The organism is Mesorhizobium sp. B2-5-3 (assembly GCF_006441005.1).
Lineage (GTDB): Bacteria > Pseudomonadota > Alphaproteobacteria > Rhizobiales > Rhizobiaceae > Mesorhizobium.
In genome coordinates, this window is sequence record NZ_VFUS01000001.1 from 381,088 (window position 1) to 406,116 (window position 25,029).

The 25,029-nt window shown below is 64.3% G+C and carries 29 protein-coding genes; 14 read left to right on the forward strand and 15 right to left on the reverse strand.

The window, feature by feature from the left end; translation table 11 throughout:
- Positions 1–108 precede the first annotated feature (108 nt).
- From FJ867_RS01965 to FJ867_RS01975, 3 genes are all read left to right on the forward strand, one after another.
- The gene (locus FJ867_RS01965; RefSeq protein ID WP_140580170.1) at positions 109–2,775 is read left to right on the forward strand and encodes a DNA translocase FtsK; all 2,667 of its coding nucleotides are present in this window, start codon (positions 109–111) and stop codon (positions 2,773–2,775) included.
- A 135-nt stretch (positions 2,776–2,910) separates the two neighbouring features.
- Entirely contained in the window at positions 2,911–3,591 is a 681-nt protein-coding gene (locus tag FJ867_RS01970; RefSeq protein WP_140513951.1) for an outer membrane lipoprotein carrier protein LolA, read from the forward strand.
- Positions 3,592–3,721: 130 nt separating this feature from the next.
- The gene (locus tag FJ867_RS01975; RefSeq protein WP_140492674.1) at positions 3,722–4,528 is read left to right on the forward strand and encodes an exodeoxyribonuclease III; all 807 of its coding nucleotides are present in this window, start codon (positions 3,722–3,724) and stop codon (positions 4,526–4,528) included.
- A 122-nt stretch (positions 4,529–4,650) separates the two neighbouring features.
- On the opposite strand, the gene FJ867_RS01985 is transcribed toward FJ867_RS01975, so the two are convergent.
- Complete coding sequence (locus FJ867_RS01985; RefSeq protein WP_140492671.1) at positions 4,651–5,106, reverse strand: cyclic nucleotide-binding domain-containing protein; 456 nt, start codon at positions 5,104–5,106, stop codon at positions 4,651–4,653.
- Positions 5,107–5,227: 121 nt separating this feature from the next.
- The gene (locus tag FJ867_RS01990) at positions 5,228–5,911 is read right to left on the reverse strand and encodes a response regulator transcription factor (RefSeq protein ID WP_091576052.1); all 684 of its coding nucleotides are present in this window, start codon (positions 5,909–5,911) and stop codon (positions 5,228–5,230) included.
- Positions 5,912–6,055: 144 nt separating this feature from the next.
- On the opposite strand from FJ867_RS01990, the gene FJ867_RS01995 reads away from it, so the two are divergent.
- A complete protein-coding gene (locus tag FJ867_RS01995) occupies positions 6,056–6,592 on the forward strand; it encodes a L,D-transpeptidase (RefSeq protein WP_181165209.1) in 537 nt (178 codons plus the stop codon).
- 66 nt (positions 6,593–6,658) lie between these two features.
- Here the strand turns inward: FJ867_RS01995 and FJ867_RS02000 are convergent, their stop codons facing one another.
- Positions 6,659–6,895, reverse strand: a complete 237-nt coding sequence (locus tag FJ867_RS02000) for a hypothetical protein (RefSeq protein ID WP_140563946.1) — start codon at positions 6,893–6,895, stop codon at positions 6,659–6,661.
- Between the two features lie 165 nt (positions 6,896–7,060).
- On the opposite strand from FJ867_RS02000, the gene gcvA reads away from it, so the two are divergent.
- On the forward strand, positions 7,061–7,993 hold the full coding sequence (gcvA, locus tag FJ867_RS02005) for a transcriptional regulator GcvA (protein ID WP_140492662.1): 933 nt from the start codon (positions 7,061–7,063) through the stop codon (positions 7,991–7,993).
- Between the two features lie 9 nt (positions 7,994–8,002).
- Here the strand turns inward: gcvA and FJ867_RS02010 are convergent, their stop codons facing one another.
- From FJ867_RS02010 to tsaD, 6 genes are read right to left on the reverse strand one after another with little or no spacing between them, the layout of a single operon-like run.
- Positions 8,003–8,419: a DUF1761 domain-containing protein gene (locus tag FJ867_RS02010; protein ID WP_140580171.1), complete on the reverse strand. Its 417-nt coding sequence runs from the start codon at positions 8,417–8,419 to the stop codon at positions 8,003–8,005.
- A 51-nt stretch (positions 8,420–8,470) separates the two neighbouring features.
- The gene (locus tag FJ867_RS02015; protein ID WP_140513954.1) at positions 8,471–9,142 is read right to left on the reverse strand and encodes a methyltransferase; all 672 of its coding nucleotides are present in this window, start codon (positions 9,140–9,142) and stop codon (positions 8,471–8,473) included.
- Positions 9,139–9,564, reverse strand: a complete 426-nt coding sequence (locus FJ867_RS02020; protein WP_140492656.1) for an EVE domain-containing protein — start codon at positions 9,562–9,564, stop codon at positions 9,139–9,141. Before FJ867_RS02020 ends, FJ867_RS02015 begins: the two co-directional genes overlap by 4 nt.
- 28 nt (positions 9,565–9,592) lie before the next feature.
- The gene (locus tag FJ867_RS02025) at positions 9,593–9,889 is read right to left on the reverse strand and encodes a YciI-like protein (RefSeq protein ID WP_140554833.1); all 297 of its coding nucleotides are present in this window, start codon (positions 9,887–9,889) and stop codon (positions 9,593–9,595) included.
- Positions 9,890–9,912: 23 nt separating this feature from the next.
- Entirely contained in the window at positions 9,913–10,950 is a 1,038-nt protein-coding gene (locus FJ867_RS02030; RefSeq protein ID WP_140625409.1) for an NAD(P)H-dependent glycerol-3-phosphate dehydrogenase, read from the reverse strand.
- The gene (gene tsaD / locus FJ867_RS02035) at positions 10,947–12,032 is read right to left on the reverse strand and encodes a tRNA (adenosine(37)-N6)-threonylcarbamoyltransferase complex transferase subunit TsaD (RefSeq protein WP_181167281.1); all 1,086 of its coding nucleotides are present in this window, start codon (positions 12,030–12,032) and stop codon (positions 10,947–10,949) included. The genes FJ867_RS02030 and tsaD overlap by 4 nt, the downstream gene beginning before the upstream one ends.
- Positions 12,033–12,137: 105 nt before the next feature.
- On the opposite strand from tsaD, the gene hemC reads away from it, so the two are divergent.
- The 6 genes from hemC to FJ867_RS02065 all read left to right on the forward strand — a co-directional run bounded on the left by hemC (position 12,138) and on the right by FJ867_RS02065 (position 18,233).
- Positions 12,138–13,064 carry a hydroxymethylbilane synthase gene (gene hemC, locus FJ867_RS02040; protein WP_140816386.1) on the forward strand — a complete coding sequence of 309 codons (927 nt, stop codon included), beginning with the start codon at positions 12,138–12,140 and terminating at the stop codon, positions 13,062–13,064.
- A 2-nt stretch (positions 13,065–13,066) separates the two neighbouring features.
- Positions 13,067–13,783 carry a uroporphyrinogen-III synthase gene (locus FJ867_RS02045; RefSeq protein ID WP_140513959.1) on the forward strand — a complete coding sequence of 239 codons (717 nt, stop codon included), beginning with the start codon at positions 13,067–13,069 and terminating at the stop codon, positions 13,781–13,783.
- Between the two features lie 89 nt (positions 13,784–13,872).
- The gene (locus FJ867_RS02050) at positions 13,873–15,354 is read left to right on the forward strand and encodes a mitofilin family membrane protein (protein WP_140816388.1); all 1,482 of its coding nucleotides are present in this window, start codon (positions 13,873–13,875) and stop codon (positions 15,352–15,354) included.
- Positions 15,355–15,364: 10 nt separating this feature from the next.
- The gene (locus FJ867_RS02055) at positions 15,365–16,966 is read left to right on the forward strand and encodes a heme biosynthesis protein HemY (RefSeq protein ID WP_140816390.1); all 1,602 of its coding nucleotides are present in this window, start codon (positions 15,365–15,367) and stop codon (positions 16,964–16,966) included.
- A 36-nt stretch (positions 16,967–17,002) separates the two neighbouring features.
- Positions 17,003–17,482 (forward strand): TerB family tellurite resistance protein, encoded by a 480-nt coding sequence (locus FJ867_RS02060; RefSeq protein WP_140492633.1) that lies wholly within the window; start codon positions 17,003–17,005, stop codon positions 17,480–17,482.
- Positions 17,483–17,504: 22 nt separating this feature from the next.
- Positions 17,505–18,233 (forward strand): glutamine amidotransferase, encoded by a 729-nt coding sequence (locus FJ867_RS02065; protein WP_140492630.1) that lies wholly within the window; start codon positions 17,505–17,507, stop codon positions 18,231–18,233.
- Positions 18,234–18,254: 21 nt separating this feature from the next.
- Here FJ867_RS02065 and FJ867_RS02070 read toward each other — a convergent pair whose 3' ends face one another.
- Positions 18,255–18,485 carry a hypothetical protein gene (locus FJ867_RS02070; RefSeq protein ID WP_140492627.1) on the reverse strand — a complete coding sequence of 77 codons (231 nt, stop codon included), beginning with the start codon at positions 18,483–18,485 and terminating at the stop codon, positions 18,255–18,257.
- An 85-nt stretch (positions 18,486–18,570) separates the two neighbouring features.
- A complete protein-coding gene (locus FJ867_RS02075; protein ID WP_140580174.1) occupies positions 18,571–19,809 on the reverse strand; it encodes an MFS transporter in 1,239 nt (412 codons plus the stop codon).
- A gap of 845 nt (positions 19,810–20,654) precedes the next feature.
- Between FJ867_RS02075 and FJ867_RS02080 the strand changes: the two genes are divergently transcribed.
- Genes FJ867_RS02080 through FJ867_RS02090 form a run of 3 tightly spaced genes read left to right on the forward strand, consistent with a single transcriptional unit; the run spans position 20,655 to position 21,892 of the window.
- Entirely contained in the window at positions 20,655–20,990 is a 336-nt protein-coding gene (locus FJ867_RS02080; RefSeq protein WP_140625404.1) for a hypothetical protein, read from the forward strand.
- 35 nt (positions 20,991–21,025) lie between these two features.
- Complete coding sequence (locus FJ867_RS02085; protein WP_140554826.1) at positions 21,026–21,451, forward strand: hypothetical protein; 426 nt, start codon at positions 21,026–21,028, stop codon at positions 21,449–21,451.
- Positions 21,452–21,484: 33 nt separating this feature from the next.
- Positions 21,485–21,892: a lysozyme inhibitor LprI family protein gene (locus FJ867_RS02090; RefSeq protein WP_140816392.1), complete on the forward strand. Its 408-nt coding sequence runs from the start codon at positions 21,485–21,487 to the stop codon at positions 21,890–21,892.
- A gap of 41 nt (positions 21,893–21,933) precedes the next feature.
- Here FJ867_RS02090 and FJ867_RS02095 read toward each other — a convergent pair whose 3' ends face one another.
- The 4 genes from FJ867_RS02095 to zwf all read right to left on the reverse strand — a co-directional run bounded on the left by FJ867_RS02095 (position 21,934) and on the right by zwf (position 25,014).
- Positions 21,934–22,128: a hypothetical protein gene (locus FJ867_RS02095; RefSeq protein WP_224618118.1), complete on the reverse strand. Its 195-nt coding sequence runs from the start codon at positions 22,126–22,128 to the stop codon at positions 21,934–21,936.
- Between the two features lie 110 nt (positions 22,129–22,238).
- Positions 22,239–22,700, reverse strand: a complete 462-nt coding sequence (locus tag FJ867_RS02100) for a MucR family transcriptional regulator (protein ID WP_140492615.1) — start codon at positions 22,698–22,700, stop codon at positions 22,239–22,241.
- A gap of 216 nt (positions 22,701–22,916) precedes the next feature.
- A complete protein-coding gene (locus FJ867_RS02105; RefSeq protein ID WP_140625402.1) occupies positions 22,917–23,621 on the reverse strand; it encodes an ROK family protein in 705 nt (234 codons plus the stop codon).
- A gap of 16 nt (positions 23,622–23,637) precedes the next feature.
- Complete coding sequence (zwf, locus tag FJ867_RS02110; protein WP_140654945.1) at positions 23,638–25,014, reverse strand: glucose-6-phosphate dehydrogenase; 1,377 nt, start codon at positions 25,012–25,014, stop codon at positions 23,638–23,640.
- Positions 25,015–25,029: the final 15 nt, after the last annotated feature.

The window sequence follows — 25,029 nt, forward strand, 5'->3', positions numbered from 1 at the left end:
CCCTTGCCATGGTTAATGCGGCCTTAACCTTCCCACGCATAGTCTGGCAGCCAAATCTGCCGAAGTGCGTCACGCGCTCGGGCCAGGCAATCACTGACGGGGAAGAGCATGCGTTCAGGGGCTTCAGCACCGCTCGCGCTGACCGATACGGGGCACGGCATCCAGGCATTCGCGCGACGCCAGGTCGGCCGGCTTGTCGGCGCCGGCATGTTCGCGTTCACCGCCTTCGGCGTCGCCAGCCTTGCCACCTGGAATGTCGCCGACCCGAGCTTCTCGCACGCCACAGCCAACACCGTCACCAATGCCATGGGATATGCGGGTGCGGTCTTCTCCGACATCGCCATGCAGTTCTTCGGCCTTGCCGCCGTGGCGGCGCTGGTTCCGGCCGTGATCTGGGGATATCTGCTGTTTTCGGCGCGCGGCGTCGACAGGCTGCCCAGGCGCGGTCTGTTCTGGTTCGGCTTTGCCCTGCTGGCCGCTGCGATCGCCGGCTGCGTGGTGCCGCCCAAGACCTGGCCGCTGCCGACCGGGCTCGGCGGCGTGTTCGGCGACATGGTACTGAAGATTCCGGGCGTCGTCATCGGTGGCTATCCGACCGGGCTGGTGGCCAGCGTGCTCGCCATTCTGATGGCCGGGCCGGCGCTATGGCTGTTCGCCTACGGTTCGGCGCTGATCGCACGCAAGAACGGTTTCGCCGTCATGGAGGAACCGGCCGCCGCCGATCCGCGTGAGGATGAGCTGCTGTTCGACAATGACGAGGATGAAGGCGACGAAGGCATACTGGCGCTCGGCGCAATGACCCATTGGTGGCTTTCGTTCCGCGCCTGGATGCACCGCCGCGCCGTGCGCCGCAGGCAGCGGCGGGACGAATTCGAGCCGGGAATGGAGCCGCGCGCCAGCGCCTGGCGGCGTGCCGCCGAACGGGTCGAATCGGCCGAGTTCGCCGAGCAGCGGATGAGCCCGGATGGCCGTGCCCGCGTCGAACCGGAATTCTTCGCCGCCATGGTCAACGACCGCAGCGTTTCCGTCGATCCGGACGATGACGTCTTCGACGGTCGCTTCGACACCGGCGATGACGATGTCGATTTCGACGATGAACCCCTCGTCCAGCGTCGCGCGGCTCCCACCGCCAAGGTCCAGCCGTTCCGCTCGGATGCCGCCACGCGCGTTGAAGCGCCGGCGCCGCGCCCGGCCCCGGGTGCGCGCGTCCAGCGCGAGGCGCAGACCTCGCTGATCGGCTCGGAAAAATTCGAGATGCCGTCGCTGCATTTCCTGTCCGAACCGAAGAACGTCGCGCGCGACCCGAGCCTCTCGAAGGACGCGCTGGAACAGAACGCCCGCCTGCTCGAAGGCGTGCTGGAGGATTTCGGCGTCAAGGGCGAGATCATCCATGTCCGCCCCGGCCCCGTCGTCACGCTCTATGAGCTGGAGCCGGCGCCGGGCATCAAATCATCGCGCGTCATCGGCCTCTCCGACGACATCGCCCGCTCGATGAGCGCCATCGCCTGCCGCGTCGCCGTGGTGCCGGGCCGCAACGCCATCGGCATCGAATTGCCGAACGCCAAGCGCGAGACGGTGTATCTCAGGGAAATCATGGCCAGCCGCGATTTCGAGACCACCAAGGCCAAGCTGGCGCTGGCGCTGGGCAAGACCATCAACGGCGAGGCGGTCATCGTCGATATCGCCAAGATGCCGCACGTCTTGGTCGCCGGCACCACCGGCTCGGGCAAGTCGGTCGCCATCAACACCATGATCCTGTCGCTGCTCTACCGGCTGACGCCGCAGGAATGCCGGCTGATCATGATCGATCCCAAGATGCTGGAGCTCTCGGTCTATGACGGCATCCCGCACCTTTTGACGCCTGTCGTCACCGACCCGAAGAAGGCGGTGGTTGCGCTGAAATGGACCGTGCGGGAGATGGAAGACCGCTACCGCAAGATGTCGAAGGTCGGCGTGCGCAATATCGACGGTTTCAACGCACGCGTCCAACAGGCGGAGAAGAAGGGCGAAAAGATCTCGCGCACGGTGCAGACCGGCTTCGACCGCCAGACCGGCGAGGCGATCTACGAGACCGAGAATCTCGACCTCGAGCCGATGCCCTACATCGTCGTCATCATCGACGAAATGGCCGATCTGATGATGGTTGCCGGCAAGGACATCGAGGGTGCCGTCCAGCGCCTGGCGCAGATGGCTCGCGCCGCCGGCATCCACGTGATCATGGCGACGCAACGTCCGTCCGTCGACGTGATCACCGGTACCATCAAGGCCAACTTCCCCACCCGCATCTCCTTCCAGGTAACGTCGAAGATCGACAGCCGCACCATCTTGGGCGAGCAAGGCGCCGAGCAGCTGCTCGGCATGGGCGACATGCTCTACATGGCCGGCGGCGGCCGCATCCAGCGCGTGCACGGCCCGTTCGTCTCCGACGACGAGGTGGAGAAGATCGTCGCGCATCTGAAGCTGCAGGGCGTGCCGGAATATCTCGACGCCATCACCGAGGACGATGATGAGGACGAGGACGAGCCCTCCGGCAAGGGCAGCTCGGGCGGCGGCGGCGGCAATTTCGAGGATTCCGACGACCCTTACGACCAGGCGGTGTCCGTGGTGTTGCGCGACGGCAAGGCCTCGACCAGCTATATCCAGCGGCGTCTGGGCATCGGCTACAACCGCGCCGCTTCGATCATCGAGAAGATGGAAAAAGAAGGCATTGTCGGCCCCGCCAATCATGCCGGAAAACGCGAGATCCTGGTGCCGACCGAAGAGGACAAATTCTGATCGCGAAAGATACCGGCGGCAACTTTGAACCTTCTGGCGCGTTCAAGCGGTAAGCAGCGTTCGCGCCGTCAAACTTCAGCCCAACTGGGGGTTCAGGACAACAACAAATCAGGACTCAAGATGAGAGTGACCGACATGAAAAACGATCTTTCCGCGCTCGGCGATCTTGCCCCGACGCGCCGTCAGCTGCTTGGCCTCGGCCTGGTGCTCGCGGGCGCTGCCGCCCTCAACGTGGTGCCCGGATTCGAGCTGCTGGCATCCGCGCAGGCGGCCGTGCCGGCGGCCGCGCAGAAGATCGCCGATCATTTTTCCTCGGTTAAGTCGATGAGCGGCGAATTCGTGCAGTTCGGCCCCAAGGGCGAACAGACCGGCGGCAAGTTCTTCCTGGAAAGACCGGGCAAGATCCGCTTCAACTATGACGGATCCTCGAATTTCCGGGTGATTTCGGACGGCAAGTCGGTGGTCATCCTCAACAAGAAACTGAACACGTCCGATCTCTATCCCTTGTCGAAGACGCCGCTGAAACTGCTGCTCGACGACCGGATCGATCTCTCCGGAAACCGCGTCAAGAGCGTCAAGGAAGAGGACGATCTCACCACCATCCAGCTCTCGGACAAGTCGGTGTTCGGCAATGCGCGGATCACCATGATGTTCGATCCGAAGACCTATGATCTGCGCCAGTGGACGATCACCGATGCGCAGGGCAAGGACACCACGGTGATGATCTTCAACACCAAGGAAGGCGTCAGCTTCGCTCCCGACACGTTTGCCATCGACTATACGGCCAATCGCGAGCTGAATACGAAAACCAGATAGCTTTCCTCGCGCTGGCGAAGCCTTTCGTGCAGTTTCGGCGGCGCGGCGCCGACCTCCGCAACTGCTGCAATGCTTGTCTTTATGGCGCGGGGCTGGCAGTAGTTCGGCGATCTTTCGCCGGACCCGCCAAATGCCCTTTTCCATCGCCACCTGGAACATAAATTCCGTTCGCCTGCGCATGCCGATCATCGAGCGCCTGCTCGATGAATACGCACCCGATGTGCTTTGCCTGCAGGAAACAAAAGTTCCCGACGAGCTGTTCCCCGAAAAGGCCTTCCGCAGGCTCGGCTACGGGCACATCGCCTTTCACGGTCAGAAGGGCTATCACGGCGTGGCGACGGTCGCGCGCCGGCCGATCGCGGTGGTCGAGAAGCGCCGCTTCTGCGACATCGACGACAGCCGGCATTTGTCGGTGACCGTGCGGGCCGGCGGCAAGACGATCCTGCTGCACAATTTCTACGTTCCGGCGGGCGGTGACGAACCGGACCCGGAAGTCAACCGCAAATTCAGGCACAAGCTCGATTTCGTCGCCGAGATGAACGCAATCCGCGCCGAACACAGCGAAGTGTCCGCCTCGGTCCTGGTCGGCGACCTCAACATCGCGCCGCTCGAACACGATGTCTGGTCGCATAAGCAACTGCTCAACGTGGTCAGCCATACGCCGGTCGAGACGGAGAGTTTCGAGGCCATGCGGCTGGCCGGCGACTGGGTCGACCTGATGCGGCTCAACGTGCCATCAGAACAGAAGCTCTACACCTGGTGGAGCTACCGCGCGCAGGACTGGGAGGCATCCAACCGCGGCCGGCGGCTTGACCATGTCTGGTCGTCACCGAACCTGGTGCCTGATTTCACCGGCTACGAAATCCTGCGGGCGGCGCGTGGCTGGGAACGTCCCTCGGACCATGTTCCGGTCATCGCGCGGTTCAACCTGGACTGATCAGCCGGGCCGGCGCTTTTCCCACTCCGGCGACAATTGCGTCAAGCCGCTCGGTCGCCATGATGAAGGGCAGGTCATTTTCGGTGGCGCGAACCAGCCGGAACTCCACCTGTCTCTCCCGTTCACTCGGAAAAGCGCGGCGCCAGCTTCTCGATGCGGTGGATCATTGCCTGAAAGTCTTCCAGGATGCGCTGGTGGAGCTGTGCCGCCAAATCCGGATATTCCTCCAGGATGCGGCGGAACATCTTTCGGCTGAGCCGGATCACCTCCGAATCGACCGCGGCCGATGCACTGGTCAGCCGGTTGGTGTCGGCGATCAGCGCCAGTTCGCTCAGCATGGTGCCGGGGCCGGCCGTGCCGATAGGGATGCGTTCGCCTGTCTGCTCGCGGTAGAGCACGATCTCTCCGCTGACCACGATATAGGCCGAATCAGCCATATCGTCCTCGCGATAGAGCTTGTGGTCTGCCTGCAGCAGCATGGTCTCGGCGCCGAAGGCGAGCAGGCGCAATTGTTCCTGCGTGAAGCCCTCGAAAAGCCTCACGGCTGACAGGATGCGGATGTCGTCATCCAGCGCCATCTAGCTGTGTCCCCGAACGGTCAGTCCAATCCCTCCTCTGCGGTGCGATCCAGAATCCCGCTCCAACAGGATCGCACCCAAAAGCAGCCCCGCCCAGACCGCTTATTGGATAATAAAATGTTTAAGGAACCAGCTTGTAGCCACCGCTTTCTGTCACAAGAATTTCCGCATTGGAAGGATCGCGCTCGATCTTCTGGCGCAGGCGATACACATGGGTTTCCAGCGTGTGCGTGGTAACGCCGGAATTGTAGCCCCACACCTCCTCGAGCAGCACGTCGCGCGTCACCACCTTCTGGTCGGCGCGGTAGAGATATTTGATGATCGAGGCCTCCTTCTCCGTCAGCCGCACCTTTGCGCCGCGCGGGTCGATCAGCAGCTTCTGGCTTGGCTTGAAGGTGTAGGGGCCGACCGAGAAGGTGGCGTCCTCGCTTTGCTCGTGCTGGCGCAGCTGCGCGCGGATGCGCGCCAAAAGCACCGCGAAGCGGAACGGCTTCGTCACGTAGTCGTTGGCGCCGGCTTCGAGGCCAAGGATCGTGTCCGAATCGGTGTCGTGGCCGGTCAGCATGATGATGGGCGCCTTGTAGCCGCCCTTGCGCAGGATCTTCACCGCTTCGCGGCCGTCCATGTCGGGCAGGCCGACATCCATGATCAGCAGGTCGATGAGGCCGCCACGCGCCGCGGCGACGCCTTTTGCCGCAGTGGACTCCTGCAGCACGTCGAATTCCTCATAAAGGGACAATTGCTCGACCAACGTGCCGCGCAGGTCGTCATCGTCGTCGACGATCAGGATGGTTCGTGAAGTCATGGATCAATCCGTTGTTTTGAAAAGAAAATTCAGTTGACCGCTGCCTGTTTATGCGGAAGCTGACCGGCACAACAGCCGATCACAGTGATTTGTTCCGTGGCACGATCATACAAGAAAAAACACGATCGCAATGCAGCCGGCGCAATTTTGCGAAAAGGACTGCGGGTGCTGACCGTGCGGGCAAGGCCCGGCCGTCCCAGCCAGGGGCTGCTGCAGGCGGGCAGAACGGTGTTTGCCTGCGCGCTGGGGCGTGGCGGCATCTCGGCGGGCAAGCGCGAAGGCGACGGCGCCACGCCGCTTGGCCAAATGCGGATCCTGTCGGGTTATTTCCGGGGAGACCACTTCTCCAGCGGCCGCATCACCCGGCTGGCGATGACGCCGATCGGGCCTGATCTCGGCTGGTGCGAAGTGCCCGACGACCGAAACTATAACAGGCCAGTCAAGATCCCCTACGGCGCCAGCCACGAACGCATGCGGCGCGACGACAGGCTCTATGATGCCTGCCTTGTGCTCGACTGGAATATAACGCCGCGCCGCCGCGGACGCGGCAGCGCCATCTTCTTCCACCTGGCGCGCCCGGGCTTCACGCCCACGCAAGGCTGCGTCGCGGTGACCGCACGCACGATGGCGCGCCTTTTGCCGCTGCTGTCGGACCGGACGGTGGTGAGGGTGGTAAGGTAGGGAGTAGGGAGTAGGGAAATAGGCAGTCGGGCTCTTCCTAATCTCTAATCCCTACTGCCTACCTCCTTACCTCCGTGGCTGCTGCCAACCGATGTCGAGCAGGCCCAGCCGGCCGCGTTCGCGGTCCATGGCACGGGAGACGTCTTTGCGCGTGGCGCCGACATCGCGCAACTGGCGGTCCGACAGATCCTCGACATCGTCCTGCGGCAGGCTTGCCGCGACCTTGGCCTGGCGGAGCCAGTCGAACGCGGCGGTCAGCCAGTTCAACCGGCTCGCGGGAGCTCTCAAAGCTATGTGAGACATGATGCGGTTCCTTCCATCCGGACATAAAATCCGGTTTGATATTGGTTCGATGGTTGCATCATGCCCGATTGAAAGATTGGAGAGAAACGAGTAGTTCTTTCCGGATTATCAAGTTTTCTTTGAGGATCAGGGCGCCATGACCGCGTCTGTTCTGGGGCCGCGCTGATGGCCCGCCTGGTGCCGGGAACCCGGGCGCTGAGGACGCTGGAGGCAGCGGCCCGGCATCTCAATTTCACCCGGGCCGCCGACGAACTCGGCCTGACGCCAGCCGCCGTCAGCCACCAGATCAAGGAGATCGAAGACCAGCTCGGCATCGTCCTGTTCACGCGTTCCAGCCGCAGCATCCGGCTGACGGAGGCCGGAACGGTGCTGTTCGAGGCCTCTGCCGATGCGCTCGACCTGCTTGGCAAGGCCGTCTCGCGGGCGCAGAAGATGACGCGCGGCACGACGCTGCTGAAAGTAACGCTCGACGCCCAATTCGCGACGAAATGGCTGATGCGGCGGGTCGAGGATTTCCGAAAAAAACATGAAGGCATCGAACTCAGGTTCGACATCGCCTACGGATTGCGGGATTTCGACCTCGACGATGTCGATGTCGGCATCCGCTTCGGCGCCGGCAGATATCCGGGACTTTGCGCGCACCGGCTGTTCGACAACGTCATCATTCCGGTGTGCAGCCCGAGCCTGCTGGCATCAGGTCCGCCGCTGCGCGAACCGCGCGATCTCTTCCATCACACGCTTGCCCATATCGAATGGGCGCGGCAGGGCGTGACCTGGCCGAACTGGCGCATGTGGATGGCGGCAGCCGGCGTCGACGATTTCGACGACAGCCGCACCATCGTTTTCGGCACCTCGGCCGACGCGGTCCAGGCGGCGATGGAGGGCAGCGCCGTGGCGCTCGCCGATTTCGCCATGGTGGCCAACGACCTTTCCGAAGGTAGGTTGGTGCGGCCTTTCGAACTCGGCATCAAGGTCGCGCCGGAATTCGCCTATTTCCTGGTCTATCCCAAGGAACTGGTGAACGATCCGCGCATCGTTGCCTTTCGCACGTGGATTCTGGAGGAAATGGCAAAATCCCAAACCGCGGACCGGGTGTAGCGGAGGCCTTCAACTCGCTGCGGCGCCGAACCAGCCGACCACGGCGCCGACGATCAACAGCACGCCAAGCCAGTGGCCGCCGTCGATGATGGTCAGGTTCCAGCCGAAATTCTCGTAGCGATGATTGACCGACAGCGTGGTTGCGACGAAGCCGAGCCAAAGCACGAAACCGAAGACCAGTCCCGCCAGCAATGTCGGCTCGCCGCCAGTCACCGCGCCGACGACCAGGGCCATCACAAGCGCCATGACCAACTCGGCGATGAAAGAGATGAGAAACGGCAGCAACGATTTCTTCATGGTCGCCGGATCGAGTTTTGCAGCCTTCAGCCATGGCTTACTCAAACCGGTGTACCAGCCGGCGCCGAACAGCCACGCCAGGATTGCGGCGACGATCACCGCCAGCCAGTTAACCGCTGAAAAATCCATGATATCCCCCTCTGATACGGAGCTCATGGAAACGCCTGTTCAGTGGCGGCGTCAAGCCGGGCGCGCGGTGCTCCACCGCCAGACGGTGGTGCGTTTGATCTCGGCATCCTCGAGCGCCCGCGTCACCGGCACCTGGTAGACGCCAAGCGGTTCCAACCCCGACCGCGGCAGATAGGAGCGGCCGGGATCGCCGATCAGGATATCGGCGCCGCGCCGCTTCAGAGCCGCGAACCAGGGCGTCAGCCGGTCTGCGAACGGCTTGTCGTAGAAGACATCGCCGGCAAGAACCACGTCCCAGTCCGCATCCGTTCCGACGCAGTCATTCTGGACGAATTCGACCGCGACGCCATTGGCTTGCGCATTGAGGCGGACCGCCGTGGCGCAGAACGGGTCGATGTCGGCGGCGGTCACCCCTGCCGCGCCGGCTTTGGCTGCGGCGATGGCGACGAGACCGGAGCCGGAGGCGAAGTCGAGCACGCGCTTGCCCCGCACCATGGCCGGATTGTCGATGATATGGCGGGCAAGCCCCTGGCCGCCGGCCCAGGCAAAGGCCCAGAAAGGCGGCGGCAGCCCGATCTCGACCAGCTCGTCCTCCGTCCGCTGCCACAGATCATGCGCCTCGTCGGCAAGATACAGCGCAATCTCGGGCACATGCGGCGGCGCCATCAGCGCCGTATTGTCGAGGATGAAGCGTTCGGCGCTATGGCTCGTGAGAACCGTCACGGAGCCGGCGTCAGGCCACCCATGCGGCAGACTTCCTTCCATTCGGCCGGCGTCACCGGCTGCACGGAAAGCCGTCCGAGCCGCACCAGCGCCATGTCGGCGAGCTTGGGATTGGCCTTGACCTGCTCCAGCGTCGGCGGGTTCGGCACATCCTTGAAGGCGCGGATGTCGACGCATTCCCAGCGCGGATCGTCCGATGTGGTGTCGGGATGAGCCAGTGCGCACACTTCGGCGATGCCGACCACGTTCAGCCCCTCGTTGGAGTGGTAGAAGAAGCCGAGATCACCGATCTGCATGGCCTTCATGTTGTTGCGCGCCGCATAGTTGCGCACGCCGTCCCATTGCGTGCCTGCCTTGCCCTTGGCCTTCAACGCCTCGAACGAGAAGACCGAGGGTTCGGATTTGAACAGCCAGTAGTTCATTCGTATTGCTCCTCCAGCCCTGTACCGATTAATTAGCCGCCGGCTTGTTGAAGGTCCAGTTCCACTGGCGGACCTCGACGCTTTCGAACAGTCCCGCCTTGGCATAGGGATCGGCTGCCGACAGCGCCTGCGCGCCTGCCATGTCAGGCGCTTCGACGACGACGAGGCTGCCGTTGGACTTGCCGTCGGCGTCGAGGAACGGACCGGCGAAGGCCAGCTTCTTGTCGCTGTTCAGCCCTTCGAGAAAAGCGAGGTGCTCCGGCCGCGTATCGATGCGCACTTGCATGCTTCCGGGCTTGTCCTTGCAAATCAACGCGAACAACATGTCTCTGTCTCCTGATGCTGGAATCAATCGTCGGTTTCGGTCTTCAGCGGCCGGGTCATCAAGGCCGCCACAGCCTGCCGGATGGTGATGGTGCCGTCCAGTATGGCGGCGACTGCGGCGATGATAGGCGCGTCGATGCCGCGCTCGGTGGCGATGCGGGCGGCGATCGCCGCCGTCGGCACGCCTTCCGCCAGCGGCAGCCCGCCAAGCGGCTTGCCCTGGCCGAGCGCCAGTCCGTAGGCGAAGTTGCGCGATTGCGTGGACGAGCAGGTGAGCAGCAGGTCGCCAAGGCCGGAAAGCCCCATCAACGTCTCGGGTCTGGCGCCGAAGGCGGCACCGATGCGGCGCAGTTCGACGAAGCCGCGCGTCACCATGGCGGCCTGGGCACTGGCGCCAAGCCCGGCGCCAGTGACGGCACCCGCGGCGATGGCGAAGACGTTCTTCAAGGCGCCGCCGATCTCGACGCCGATCAAATCATCATTCGAATAGCAGCGCAGATTTTCCGCCGAGAAGCGCGCGGCAAGCTTGGCCGCCAGCGCCTCGTCCCGGGCGGCAACCACCACCGCCGTCGGCAAGCCCCGGGCAACGTCCGTGGCGAAGCTCGGACCGGACAGGGCGGCGACCGGATTCCCAGGCAGGATTTCCCCGACGATCGCCGACAGCAAGGCGCCGGTATCGCGCTCGATGCCCTTGGCGCATAGCACCAGCGGGACACCGGCCGGCATATGGCCGTTGGCGTGAGCAAGCATCGCCCGCAACGATTGCGCCGGCGTCACCGCCAGCACGCAATCGGCACCGTCGAGCGCGGCTTGGATGTTGCTCGTCGCCACGATGCCGGCCTGGAGCGCGATGCCAGGCAGATAGCGTCGATTTTCGCCGTGATCGATCGCGGCGACGGTCTCCGGGTCGCGCGCATAAAGGCGGACGAAATGGCCGGCGCGCAGCATAGCCAGCGCCAGAGCGGTACCCCAGGCCCCGCCACCGAGCACGGCAACGCGCCAGCCGGTTGGCGCGGTCTCGATGCCGCTCCTGCCCTCCTTGCTCCTGCCCTCCGTGTTCATGCCTTGGCCCCGCGCCGGCCCGAGCCGATCATCGGCGCGGAGATGCTGTCCAGCGGCCAGCGCGAGCGCGGCACGAAATCGAAGCCGTTTTCTTGCGCCAGGCCTTCGCGCATCCGCTCGATGCCGGCCCAGGCGATCATTGCCGCATTGTCGGTGCAAAGTTTCAGCGGTGGCGCGACGAAGGCGAAGCGCGCCTCGGCGCACAGCCGTTCCAGCGTCGCCTTGATCGTATGGTTGGCGGCGACGCCGCCGGCGACGACCAGCGCCGGCGCGGCCGTGTCGGGGAATTCCCGGCGGAACCGGGCGAGCGCGCGCGAGACACGGTCGCCCAGCGCGTCGGCCACCGCCGCCTGGAAGGACGCGCAGATGTCGGCGACGTCCCGGTCGCTCAAGGGCTCGATAGCGCTCGCCGCCTGGCGCACGGCGGTCTTCAGGCCGGAGAACGAAAAATCGGGCTGCGCCGATCCCTTCATCGGACGCGGGAAGGCAAAACGACCCGCATCGCCCGATGCCGCCGCCTTCTCGACATTGGGACCGCCGGGATAGGGCAGGCCAAGCATCTTGGCCGTCTTGTCGAATGCTTCGCCGAGCGCGTCGTCGATGGTCGTCGCCCAGCGCTGGTAGTCGCCGACACCGCGCACGGCCAGGATCTGTGTGTGGCCGCCGGAGACCAGCAGCAGGAGATAGGGAAAGTCGAGCCCATCGGTCAGCCGCGCCGTCAAGGCATGGCCTTCGAGATGGTTGACGGCGATCAGCGGCTTGCCGGTTGCGGCCGCGATCGCCTTGGCCGTCATCAGCCCGACGATGAGGCCCCCGACGAGGCCCGGACCTGCGGTCGCGGCGATGGCGTCGATGTCGGCCAGCGCCACGCCCGAATCGGCAAGGGCTGCCTCGACAATGCCGTCCAGCGCCTCGACATGGGCGCGCGCGGCGATCTCCGGCACAACCCCGCCGAAGGCGGCATGCTCCTCGATCTGCGACAGCACGATATTGGACAGGATTTTGGGCGCGGCATCGCCCTCCAACGCCACGACGCTGGCGGCGGTCTCGTCACAACTCGTTTCAATGCCCAGAACGCGGATCAATTGGTCGCTGTCCCCAAGGATTGTGTATCGGGGCATTCCCCGGTAGGAGACGCCCGGAAAAGGCGACTTCGCTTGCCGGGGGGTTATCACGGACCGCGCGCCATGCAAACAATCTTGAAGATCGGAACACGCGGCAGCCCGCTGGCGCTGGCGCAGGCGCAGGAAACCCAGGCGCGGCTTATGGCGGCGCATGGTTTGCCGCAAGAAGCGTTCGAAATCGTCGTCATCTCGACCAGCGGCGACCGCATCCAGGACCGGCCGCTGTCGGAAGCTGGCGGCAAGGGCCTGTTCACCAAGGAGATCGAGGAGGCGCTGCTCGCCCGCGCGATCGACATTGCCGTGCATTCCTCGAAGGACATGCCGACGCAGTTGCCCGACGGCCTGGAGCTCTCAGCCTTTTTGCCGCGTGAGGACGCACGCGACGCCTTTGTCGGCAGCGCGGCTAAGACGATTGCAGACCTGCCGCGTGGCGCCAAAGTCGGCTCGTCGTCGCTCAGGCGGCAGGCGCTGATCCGCCGCATGCGGCCGGATCTCGACGTGGTGATGTTTCGTGGCAATGTGCAGACGCGGCTGCGCAAGCTCGATGAAGGCGTTGCCGCCGGCACCATCCTCGCCCATGCCGGGCTGAAGCGGCTCGGGCTCGGCCACGTGGTCACCGATCTGATCCCGCTCGACATCTTTCCGCCGGCGCCGGGCCAAGGCGCGATCGGCATCGAAACCCGCATAGGCGATGGCGACGTCGAACAGATGCTGGCGGCCATCCACGACCTGCCGACCGGACAGGCGCTGGCTTGCGAGCGCGCTTTCCTGGCGGCCCTCGACGGCTCCTGCCGCACGCCGATTGCCGGTCATGCCGTGATAGACGGCGCGGACCTTTCTTTCGCGGGATTGATCATCTCGCCTGATGGCACGCAGTCGCACATGGTCGAGATGAAAGGCCTGGCGCTGGATGCCGCCCGCATCGGTGAAGAGGCGGCAAGGACGGTGCGGGCCAGGGCCGGCGAGACATTCTTCGACGGCTGGGCCTGACGGTGCAGCGCGTTCTGGTGACGCGGCCTCAACCGGGCGCCTCCCGCACCGCGCGAATGCTCAAGGACATGGGGTTTCTACCGCTGCTTTTGCCGCTGACCGAGACGGTGGCCTTGCCGATCGATACGGACCTCGTCATCGGCAATGCCGTGGCCGTTGCGGTGACCAGCGCCAATGGCGTGCGCTTTGCGCCTAAGGAGGTCGTCGCCCGGCTTTCGGACTTGCCTTGCCATGCCGTCGGCAAGAGGACCGCGCAAGCCGCGCGTGAAGCAGGATTTTTGTCCGTCAGCGAAGGTCCCGGCAATGCCGAAGGTCTTGCTGGCAGTCTTGCCGGCGAATTCCAGGGCAAGACCATTGTCTATCTCTGCGGACGCGTGCGCTTCCCGGCATTCGAGCAGCGGCTGCAAGCTGCCGACGTCGGGGTCCGCCCCGTCGAGACATACGACACGCTCGCCGTGACCTATTCGGACGAGGCCGTGCTTGCCCGTCTGTCGGGGCAAACCGCGGATGCGGTGCTGCTCTATTCCGCCAGGGCGGCTGCTGCGCTGCAGGCCTTGGTCAGGCGGCCTGCGCTGCATGAAGCCTTTGACAAGACGCGGGTTTTTGCCCTGTCGCATCGCATCGCCGCCGTCCTTGGCGACGTCGCTGGCGACCGCATCCACATAGCCGCGCGGCCCGACGAGGGTGCGCTGCTTTCGCTTTTGCGGCCCGGGTCCTGAGCCGCGTCATCACACCGCCCCTTTTCACCGCTTGGTGATGTGCTAGACCCTCTTTGAACCATCCCCAAGCGAATTTGCGGAGCCCAAGCATGGTCAAGACGCCGAAGATGCGACATTCGAAAAGCCGCCGCGAGCCGGTGACCATCGAACTTGAGCCCGGCGCCGTTTCCCGCATCGCCGACGAGAATGCCGCCAGGGCCGGGGCGCAAACCGACGAGGCCAAGGCGGAGGAAGCCGCGAACGCCTCGCGGCCGGAGGCGCCCGAAGAGCCTGTGCACGCCGACCAGACCGATCTAGAACCCTGGGAGCACGCCGAGGCGACAGCGCCCCGATCGGAACGATCCGCGGAAAGCGCCGCCAAGGCGGACGAACCGGCGGCAGCCTACCCCGGTTCCCGGGACGACGCCGCTGGCAAGGCCGGCGCCTTCGACTACAGTTTCGAGGACACATCGGCGAAGCGCGCCGAACCTAAACCGGCCGGGCCAGTGACCGGCGCCTCGGCGGGGAACGGGAAAACCGCATCCGCACCGCCACCGCCGAAGCGGGTCAATGGCATCGCGGCCGGCATCATCGGCGGTGTCATCGCACTGGTCGGCGCCGGCGGATTGCAGTTCGCCGGCCTGCTCGGCGCGCCGGGGTCCGCTCCCAGCGTCTCGCTCGAAGGCGTCAACGGCGAAATCGCCGCGCTCAGAACCGAGATCGCGGATCTGAGGCAAGCCGGCGACGGCGGTGCGTCGGCCAAGGTCGACGGGTTGTCCGCGGCGTTGGATCAGGTCAGGACGGATGTCGCGGCGCTCAAATCGGCGGTCGAGCAAGGCGGAGCGGGCGACAATGCCGGGCTGGCCGCGCTTGGCGACAAGGTCAGGCAGATCGAGACGGCGGTTGCGGCGCTAGGCAAGGCCGGCAACCCGGCTCCAGTGGATCTCGGTCTACTCAATGAAAGGCTGGCCGGCCTCGATGCGCTGGTCAAATCGGCCGGCGAGTCGGCGGCGAAGCAGGACGGCCGGCTCACCGCGCTGGAGCAGTCGGTGGCGCAGCTTTCCGGCAAGGTCGAGGCGCAGGCCGGACAGCCGAAGGTTGCGCTCGCCATCGCCGCTTCGGCACTGAAGGCGGCGCTCGACCGGGGCGCGCCGTTTGGTGCCGAGCTTGAGACCTTCGCCGCGATCGCGCCGGACGCACCGCAGCTTGCGGCTCTGCGTGCCTACGCGCAAAAGGGCGTCCAGACCCGCACCGAGATCGCATCGCAGATGGATGCCGCCGCCAACGCCATGGTCGCGGCGGCCACACCCGTCGACGAAAATGCCGGGCTGCTGCAGAACCTTCTGTCGAGCGCCGAATCGTTGGTCAAGGTCCGGCCGATCGGCGCCGTCCAGGGCGCCGGCGCGCCGGAAACCATTGCGCGCATGGAGGTGGCGGTCAATCAGGGCGACTATGCCAAGGCGCTTACCGAATATGAGACGCTGCCCGCGCCTGCAAAGGCGGCCGGCGCCGATTTTGCCGGCAAGCTGAAGGCACGCATCGAGGTCGAGACGCTGATCGATGCGCTGATATCAGGCGCGATGAAGGCGTGAGGAACTGGCGATGATCCGAATCCTGCTCTTCCTCGCCGCCGTCTTCGCGCTGGGCCTGGGCTTTGCCTGGCTGGCGGACCGGCCGGGTGACATGGTCATCACCTTCAACGGCTACCAGTATCAGGTCAGCCTGATGGTGGCGGCGGTGGCGGTGGTTGCTGTCGTCGCGGCGGTGATGATCCTGTGGTGGCTGATCAAGTCGGTCTGGAACAGCCCCTACACCATTTCGCGCTATTTCCGGGTGCGGCGGCGCGACCGCGGTTATCAGGCGCTGTCGACCGGCATGATCGCCGCCGGCGCCGGCGACGGCGCGCTGGCCCGCAAGAAGACCAAGGAAGCGGCCAAGCTGATCCGCTCCGACCAGGAGCCATTGATCCATCTGCTCGAGGCCCAGGCTTCGCTGCTCGAAGGCGACCACGAAGGCGCGCGCCAGAAATTCGAGAGCATGCTCGACGATCCCGAAATGCGGCTGCTCGGGCTGCGCGGGCTTTATCTCGAAGCCGAGCGCCTGGGGGACCGCAATGCCGCCAGGCACTATGCCGGGCGCGCCGCCGGCATGGCGCCGCAACTGGCCTGGGCGGCCGAATCGACGCTTGAAGAGCTGACCGGGCGCGGCGACTGGGACGGCGCGCTGAAGCTGGTCGAGGCGCAGAAAGCGACCCGCCAGATCGAACGTGACGCCGCCAACCGCCGACGCGCCGTGCTGTTGACCGCCAAGGCGCAGTCACTCGCCGACAGCGATCCCGCAGCCGCCCGCACGGCGGCGATAGAGGCCAATCGGCTGCAGCCGGAGTTCGCGCCGGCCGCGGTCGCGGCTGCGACGCTGCTGTTTCGCCAAAACGACGTGCGCAAGGGCTCGAAGATCCTCGAGACGGCCTGGAGGGCCGAACCGCATCCGGAGATAGCGGAGCTCTATACCCATGCAAGGCCAGGTGACGCCGTGCTCGATCGCCTCAACCGGGCGAAGAAATTGCAGGAGATGAGGAAGAACCACGCCGAATCCTCGATGACGGTGGCGCGCGCCGCGCTCGATGCACAGGATTTTGCGACTGCCCGCCGCGAAGCCGAGGCGGCGATCCGGATGGACCGCCGCGAGGGCGCCTATCTGCTTTTGGCCGACATCGAAGAAGCCGAGACGGGCGACCAGGGCAAGGTGCGACAGCTCTTGTCCAAGGCGGTGCGGGCGCCGCGCGACCCGGCCTGGGTCGCCGACGGCGTCGTCTCGGAGCGCTGGGCGCCGGTATCGCCGGTCACCGGCCGGCTTGACGCCTTCGAGTGGCGCGCCCCGATGGAGCGTCTCGGCCAGCTGATCGACAGCCGTGACGATGCGCCGGACGCCCCGGCGGTGGCGATCGAGGCGCCGGGCAGGCCGGCGCAGGAAGAGTCGGTCGAGGTGATCGATCACGCTGGCCCGGGCGGCGAGACGGCCGGCAAGCAGGCCGAGAACGATCAGGACCACGTCAGGCCGGTGACGGCGCAGGCTTTCGCCGCGGTGCCCGCCGATGCCGAGGCCGTCGAACCGGCGCAGGAACTGGCACGCCTGCCGGACGATCCCGGCGTCGATCCGGACGATGCGGCGGAAAAGTCGCCGCGCCGGTTCCGGTTGTTTTGAGTTGGCTGGGTGGCCCGGCCGTTTGGGAATGGATCGATGTTCGAACGCGTTTTGTCGTTTCTGAGGGATTTGCCGACCGGCACCGGCGCCCGCGCCAGCGCCGATGATCCGCGCGTGGCAGCCTCGGCGCTGCTCTACCACGTGATGAGCGCCGACGGCGTGCGCCAGGACGTCGAGTGGGAACGGTTCAAGGCAGTGCTGGCGCAGGCCTATTCGGTCAGCGGCAACGAGCTCGACGCGCTGGCCGCCGCCGGCGAGCGCGCCGACAACGAGGCGATCGACCTCTATGCCTTCACCAGCGTGCTGAAGCGCCACCTCGATGCCGAAGGCCGCAAGGCTTTCATCGGCCTGATGTGGGAGATCGTCTATGCCGATGGCGAGCTGCACGAGTTGGAAGACAACACGGTCTGGCGCGTTGCCGAGCTGATCGGCGTCGAACGCCAGGATCGCATCGAGGCGCGCCGCAAGGCGGCGGCCGCGGCGCCGGGGGCCCGTGGAACGTCGAGCGACGAATAGGATCCATCCGCCGATGCCGCCGATGCCGCCGCGTTCGAAGCCGAGAATCCTGATCGTGCTGCATCAGGAGAATTCGAGCCCCGGGCGCGTCGGCCACATGCTTCTCGAAGAGGGCTTCGATCTCGACATCCGCCGCCCGCCGCTTGGCGATCCCTTGCCAGAGACGCTCGACGGCCATGCCGGGGCCGTGGTGTTCGGCGGGCCGATGAGCGCCAATGACGAGGACGAGTTCGTCCGCCGCGAGACCGAGTGGCTTGAGGTTCCGCTGCGCGAGAACCGGCCGCTGCTGGGCATCTGCCTTGGCGCGCAGATGCTGGTCAACCATTTGGGCGGCAAGGTCGAGGGGCATGGCGAAGGGCTTGTCGAGATCGGCTGGTATCCGTTGAAGGCGACGGAAGCGGGCCAGAAACTGATGCGCTGGCCGGAAATGGTCTATCAGTTCCACCGCGAAGGTTTTTCGCTGCCCAGCGACGCGACCTTGCTGGCGACCGCCGAGACCTATCCCAACCAGGCTTTCCGCTACCGCGACAATGCCTGGGGCATCCAGTTCCACGGCGAATTGACCAGGCTGATGATGCAGCGCTGGGTGGTGCGCGGCGCGCACCGCTTCGAATTGCCGGGCGCCCAGCCCGGCCGCGACCATCTCGGCGGCAGGCTGATCTGGGACATGCACCTCAAGCGCTGGCTGGACGAGTTCCTGGTGCTGATTTTCGGCGGCCGACGGCGCGGTCGCGGCACAACCATCCCCTGATGGCGGGTCGTTTAACGCCTGCTAGTTCGAAAACGTCACGCTCACGCCGCGCTGACGAAAATAAGCCTGCATCAATTTGCGGCCCGAGCGGTTGTTCTGCGCCAGTTTGGTGGGATCGAACACCGCCTGCTTCATCCCCTCTCGTGCCAGCGCTGCCTTAAGCGTCGCGATATGGGCGTCGAGATCGGCATTGTCGGCCCGCAGCGACACATAGATACTCTCGGTTGCCTCAGCCACGGTCGGTTCGCTCACAGGTATCGTCCTTTGGTTGGTCGGGCGGCGGCTTAGCACAGATTCGCAGCCCGCCGATACCGGTGGACCTGAATTCGATGCCCCGTCAGTTTCGTCCATTGAGGTGCCGCACCCTTCGGAGCGCCGGGAACAGGTAGGCCCACAGGCCGGCAACGGCGATGGCGCCGACGCCGCCGATGACGACGGCCGGCACCGTGCCGATCAGCGCCGCCATGGTGCCGGCGCGGAATTCGCCGAGCTCGTTGGAGGCGCCGACGAAGACCTGATTGACGGCGTTGACGCGGCCGCGGACATGATCGGGGGTCCAGAGCTGGATCAAGGTTTCCCTGATGTAGACGCTGAACATGTCGGTGGCGCCGAGGAAGGCCAATGCCAGGATCGACAGCCAGGCGATGGTCGACAGGCCGAACAGCACCGTAAAGGCGCCGAACGCGGCCACGAAGCCGAGCATGATCAGGCCCGCGTGGTTGCGGATAGGATGACCAGCGAGCCAGATGGCGACACAGATGGCACCCACCCCTGGCGCCGAGCGCAGCAAACCAAGTCCCCAGGGACCGAGTTGCAATATGTCGCGGGCATAGATCGGCAGCAGCGCCGAGGCGCCGGACAGGAGCACGGCGAAGAGATCGAGCGAGATGGCGCCAAGCACGATCTTCTCGCCCCAGATGTAACCGAAGCCGGCGAACAGGGTCTGCATGGTCGGCTTGTCGGTCTCGCTGCGCTGTGCCGGCCTCGGTATGGTGAAGATCAGCAGCCCGGCGACGAGCATCAGCGCCGTGGCCGTGCCATAGGCCACCTCGGCCGATACGCCGTAGAGAAGGCCGCCGGCGACCGGCCCGACGATGGTCGCCGTCTGCCAGGCCGACGAGTTCCAGGCAATGGCGTTGGCGAAATCCCGGGGCGGCACCAGATTGGCGAACAGCGACGACGAGGCCGGTCCGAAGAAGGCGCGGGCGATGCCGAACATGGCGAGCACGATGAAGATTGGCAGCGGGCCACTGATGCCGCGCAGGGTCAGGATGAGCAGCGCGAGCGCGCAGATCGCCTCGAGCAGCACCGCCAGCGCCATGATCAGCCGGCGGCCGAAACGGTCGGCAACGACCCCCGTGACCAGCACCAGGAGCAGCGCAGGCAGGAACTGGACGATGCCGACAAGCCCGAGATCGAGCGGGTCGCGGGTCAGATCGTACATCTGCCAGCCGACCGCGACGGACACGATCATGGTGGCGAATGTGGTGAGGAAGCGCGCCGCCCAATAGCTCAGGAACGAGCGATGGCGGAACGCGGCATAGCGCTGGTCCGGTGATATCTGTTCGGAGGTCATGGAACGAGGCCCCGTTAGAAGGATGGAGGCCGGCGGGGCACTTCCACGATGGACGCTGGTCCGGCCGGGGAGCCCTTTAGCCCAGTTCGACGTATGACGCGCGCAAAAAACAGGTTCTGGATCAAGGATTTTCTGACGTGTTCCATCGAACGCACACGAAACTCACCCGCCAAGACCCGGCGGGACAGGAAAGCCTATCGGGTGTCTCGAAGACCGCATGCCCCCCCCCATCGTGCACGCGATAACCTTGAAAGCCGATCCGTGAGCAGCATTCTTTCGGCCTGCCCACTGGCCTGGCCGAAACCTACCAATACATTGGGGTTCTGGCGATAATGTCGAGCGTAACTCCACCCTTATATATCGTCGTCCCTTGTGAATTGGAATAATAGACCATTTTATGCTGGAATAGTCGAAAAGCGTAGGCGTTACCCAGCAATCTTTTTGCTGGAGCCTTTCTGTCAATCATATTTAAGTACTTGCTAAATCAAGCAGGGTGCTTACTGGGTTATTAAGCATTCTCAAAACAGAACTCAAGATCTGGCAATTTTCCCTTGCTAGCCGGCGACATCGGCTACAACCTATGGATACATCAACCGCGCCGGCGGATCGTTGGCATGCTTGGGCGGATGGGCGCTAGGCATGGAGAGGGAAATGGACATTCGCCAAGGCGGCTCCCGCTGGGAGCGTTCCCCTCGACTTGAGGAATTGCGACAGCCGGCAGCAAAGTCGTCGAATGCCTGGACCACAGCCCGGGCGTTTCGTGGTCCGCGAAGCTTTTGTCCTCTTCGGATCGTCCCCCGATCGACGGATGAATCGCTGCCGCCGGGGAGCGAGGAGAATAAACCGTGAAACATATAGTCTATTCGGTCATCGCCAGTGTTTTACTGGCGGTCGCCGGCTGCACCACCGACGATCAGACCATCGACACCAGGCCGCAATACGACAAGCAAGGCAATCCCAATTTCGATACGCGAGGCAGATACATTGGCTGCCATGGGATCGGATGCAAAGTCGATGACCCTGGCGATGGGGATCAAAGCATCGACGACAGGCCGCAATACGACAGGCAAGGCAATCCAAACTTCGATACGCAGGGCAACTATCAGGGGTGCAATGGCATTGGCTGCCAGGTCGATGCGCCTGACGATGACAATTCATCGGGTGACGACGATTCCGACTGACAGCCACACTCCGCAAAGGAAGAGGAAAACCACCTATGTCTGAATTCGGCGACTTGGTTCGACGGCACGCCAAAATCGTCATGATCGGGCTGGCGGGGTTGATACCGACATCTGCTTTCGCGAACGATGCCTGCGACGGCGTCAAGGTCGAAGTGACGAAGGCGCGCAAACAGGAATATGCACCGCTCGTCGCTTCGGCGATGGACAATAAGTTCAAGCCCGCCCGCGCCAAGTTCATCACCATCTTGGAAAGCGGCAACTGGAGCGCCGCTTATGTCTCCACGCCTGTGAGCGATGACGGCGTGATGTTCTTCCAGACCGTCGACGGAAAGAAGCAGTTTCGTGACGTATGGGGCGGCTATGCCGATCCATCGGAAAAGCCTGGACTGGTATCCTGGGCGAAGAAGCTTGGAGCACCGGAAAAGCTGGCCAGGTGCTTCGCCGAAACCGTTACGGAATGACGATGCCGCTCACCTGCAAAGAGGACGAGACCAATGAAAACCGCAATTCTGACCACCGCCGTGGTTCTGGCCATGCCGGCTTTCGCTTTTGCCAAGGACAAGTGCGCCGGCGCCAAGGATCAGGCCACCATGAACCAGTGCGCCGATGCTTCGTTCAGGAAATCCGACAAGAAGCTCAACGAACTTTACAAGCAGATCGAAACCCGCCTGAAGGACGACGCGGATACCAAGAAGCTTCTTGTCCAAGCGCAGCAGGATTGGATCAAGTTCCGCGACGCTGAGTGCAATTTCCAGACCGCGGGAGCGGCCGGAGGCAGCGTGGTCCCCATGCTCCTCTCGATGTGCATGGATGGCCTGACGCAATCCCGGGTCAAGGATTTCGACGGTTACCTGAACTGCAAGGAAGGCGATCTGAGCTGTTCCGTTCCGGCAGCGAACTGAGCTTTCCTGCCTGCCTGCAGGCGGGGTGGAAAATCATTCCCTCAGCGCGGCGGAGATGGCGTCGAGCCCCCCTGCAATTGCGCGCTCGCCGTGGAAGAGCGCAAGATCGGGCAGCGACAGGCCGAGGTCGAATAGCTTCTGGTCGGCGATCGAATTTCGGAGAGATTGTAACGGATGCGGTCGTAGCCGTATTCCTGCGGCGCCTCTTTCTCGATCACCAGCCTGGTGTAGTTCATGGCTTTCCCAAGGCCTGTCTGCACATCCAAGCCACAAAAGCATGAAGCCTGCCAAGACGGACCGCCGGCAGGCCTCAATCAAACCATTGGCTCAGCGCCGGAATGCGCGCTCAGGCCGAGACCTTGGCTTTCCTGCCCCTGGCCGGCGCTTTCGGGGCGACGGCCTTGCGGCCGAGACCGATCGACTTAGCCAGTTCCGAACGCGAGGCCGCGTAATTGGGAGCGACCATCGGATAGTCCGACGGCAAGCCCCATTTGGCGCGGTAGGCGTCCGGCGTCAGGCCGAAATGCACGCCCAGATGACGCTTCAGCGATTTGAACTTCTTGCCGTCCTCCAGGCAGATGATGAAATCCGGCGTCACCGACTTCTTGGGATTGACCGCCGGCACGAGCGGCGCCGCCACGGGTACGGCCGGCTGGCCGAGCCCGCTGATCGAAGCGCTGACGCTGGCGATGAGGTCGGCCAGGCCGGAGGCGGGCAGGCGGTTCTTCTCGACGTAAGCCGACACGATATGGGCGGTCAGCTCGAGAAGGTCGATATCCTTGCGAGCGTCGTTGCTGTCGTCGGTCAATCTATTTTCCTCCGTCTATGGCGTATGGGGCCCGAAATCGGCACAGTTTCGGATGGGATGATGCGCAAAGTTAAAGTGCGGCGGCGTCTTTGCACGTCCCTCGCGGTTCGTCGCGATGTAGTGCGCCGGAATTCCTAGTCGGCAAATCTGCGCAATGCAACGACTTGGCCCCGCGTCACACATTATTTTGAATAACTATACTGAACTGTAATACTATCAGACGATCAGGGCCTTGTCTCGCCACAGACGAAATCCGCCTTCGAAGGCGCGTGTGTTGTCGCCGCGCCTGCTGTCGGCGGGCAAATCGTCGAGCTTGTCGACATTGCCGCCGCCGATGACGACATAATCGGGCTGCATGGCGGCGCGCAGCCGGTCGACGACGTCGAAGACGGATTTGCGCCACTTCTTCTTGCCGCGTTTTACCAGGCCGCGCTCACCGACATAGTCCTCGAAGCTCTTGCCCTTCTTGTAGGGAAGATGGGCGAGTTCCATCGGTTGGGCGACGTTGTCGACGATCATCGCCGCACCCAGGCCGGTTCCCAGCCCCAGGAACAGCATGCGGCCGCCTTCATAGCTGCCGATGGCCTGCATCAGCGCGTCGTTGACCACCTTGACCGGCTTGCCGAACTGCGCGGCGAAGTCGAAGCCGGCCCAGCCCTTGCCGAGATTGGCGGGATCGAGCAAGGGCCTGTTGTGATGCACCGGGCCGGGATAGCCCATCGAGACGACGTCGTAGGACAGCCCGTCGGCCAGCGCCGTCACGGCATCGATCATCTGCTGGGGCATCAGATCCGGCCCGGAATCGGCGCGGCGCTCAGCACCGCCTGAGCTGGTGAGTATCTTGACGTGCGAGCCGCCGATGTCGATCGACAGCACGATCGGATCGCCGCTCGCCGCTTTCGGCCTTGCCGCCCTGGCCATGCTGCCCTCTCCCAGCCTATTTCGATGGATTGATCCAGCCGTTCGGCGGCCCGAAGCCGTTCATTGCGGCTGCCGGCCCCCAGGTCTTCGGTTCATAAAGATGTGGCGGCGTGGTGTCGCCGAGCACCGGCCCGACGATGCGCCAGGCGAGTTCGCTGGCGTCCTGGCGGGTAAAAAGCTGGCCATTGCCGTTCATGGCATCGCCGATCAGCCGTTCATAGGGCGGCATATCGCCCTTGCTGTCGTCGAGCGCCGTCAGTTCGACCTGTTCGCCGACCATGTCGTCGCCCGCTGCCTTGCGCTGGGCGCCGATCGAGATCGCCACCTGCGGGTCGATGCGGAAGCGCACATAGTTGGCGTCGTTCGGCTTGATCGGGTCGAAGACATCGAGCGGCGGCCGCTTCAGCCGCACGATCACCTCCGTGGCATGCACCGGCATGTTCTTGCCGGCGCGGATGAAGAACGGCACGTCCCGCCAGCGCCAGGTGTCGACGAGGAAGCGCACCGCCGCGAAGGTTTCGACCGGCGAGTTGGGCGCCACGCCGGGCTCGGCGAGATAGCCGTCGAATTGGCCACGCACGATATCGTCCTTGGTCAGGGTGCGGATCGCGCGCAGCACCTGCACCTTCTCGTCGATCAGGTCGTCGGCGGAACGGCCGACCGGCGGTTCCATCGCCAGCAGCAGGAGGATGTTGAGCAGATGGTTCTCGATGACGTCCCTGACGCAGCCGACCTCGTCATAGAAGCGGCCGCGCCCATCGATGCCGAAATCCTCGGCCATGGTGATCTGCACGCTCTCGACGAAATTGCGGTTCCAGATCGGTTCCAGGAAGGAATTGGCGAAGCGGAAATAGAGCAGGTTCTGGATCGCCTCCTTGCCGAGATAGTGATCGATGCGGAAGATCGACTGTTCGTCGAACACCAGATGCAGCACTCGGTTCAGCCAGCGCGCCGATTGCAGGTCATGGCCGAAGGGCTTTTCCACCATCAGCCGCGCGCCGCGCGCCGTGCCCGATTGCTCCAGGCCCTGGACCACCGTCTCGAACATGGTCGGCGGCACCGCCATGTAGTGCAGCGGCCGCTGGGCGGTGCCCAGCGCGCTCTTCAGTTTCTCGAACGTGGCCGGGTCGCGATAGTCGCCGCTGACATAGCGCAGCAGCGAAGCGAGTTTGGCGAAGACCTTCTCGTCGATCTTGCCGAGCGTATTGACGATGCCGTCGCGCGCGCGGTCCTGCAATTTCCTCAAATCCCAGGCGTCGAAGGCGACGCCGATCACCGGTTCGCTGAGCGTTCCCTTGGCGACCATGGCGTAGAGAGACGGAAATATCTTCTTGTGGGCGAGGTCGCCGGTCGCCCCGAAGAGCACCAGCGTATCGGACCGTTCCGGGCTCATGAGTGCGTCTCCCCT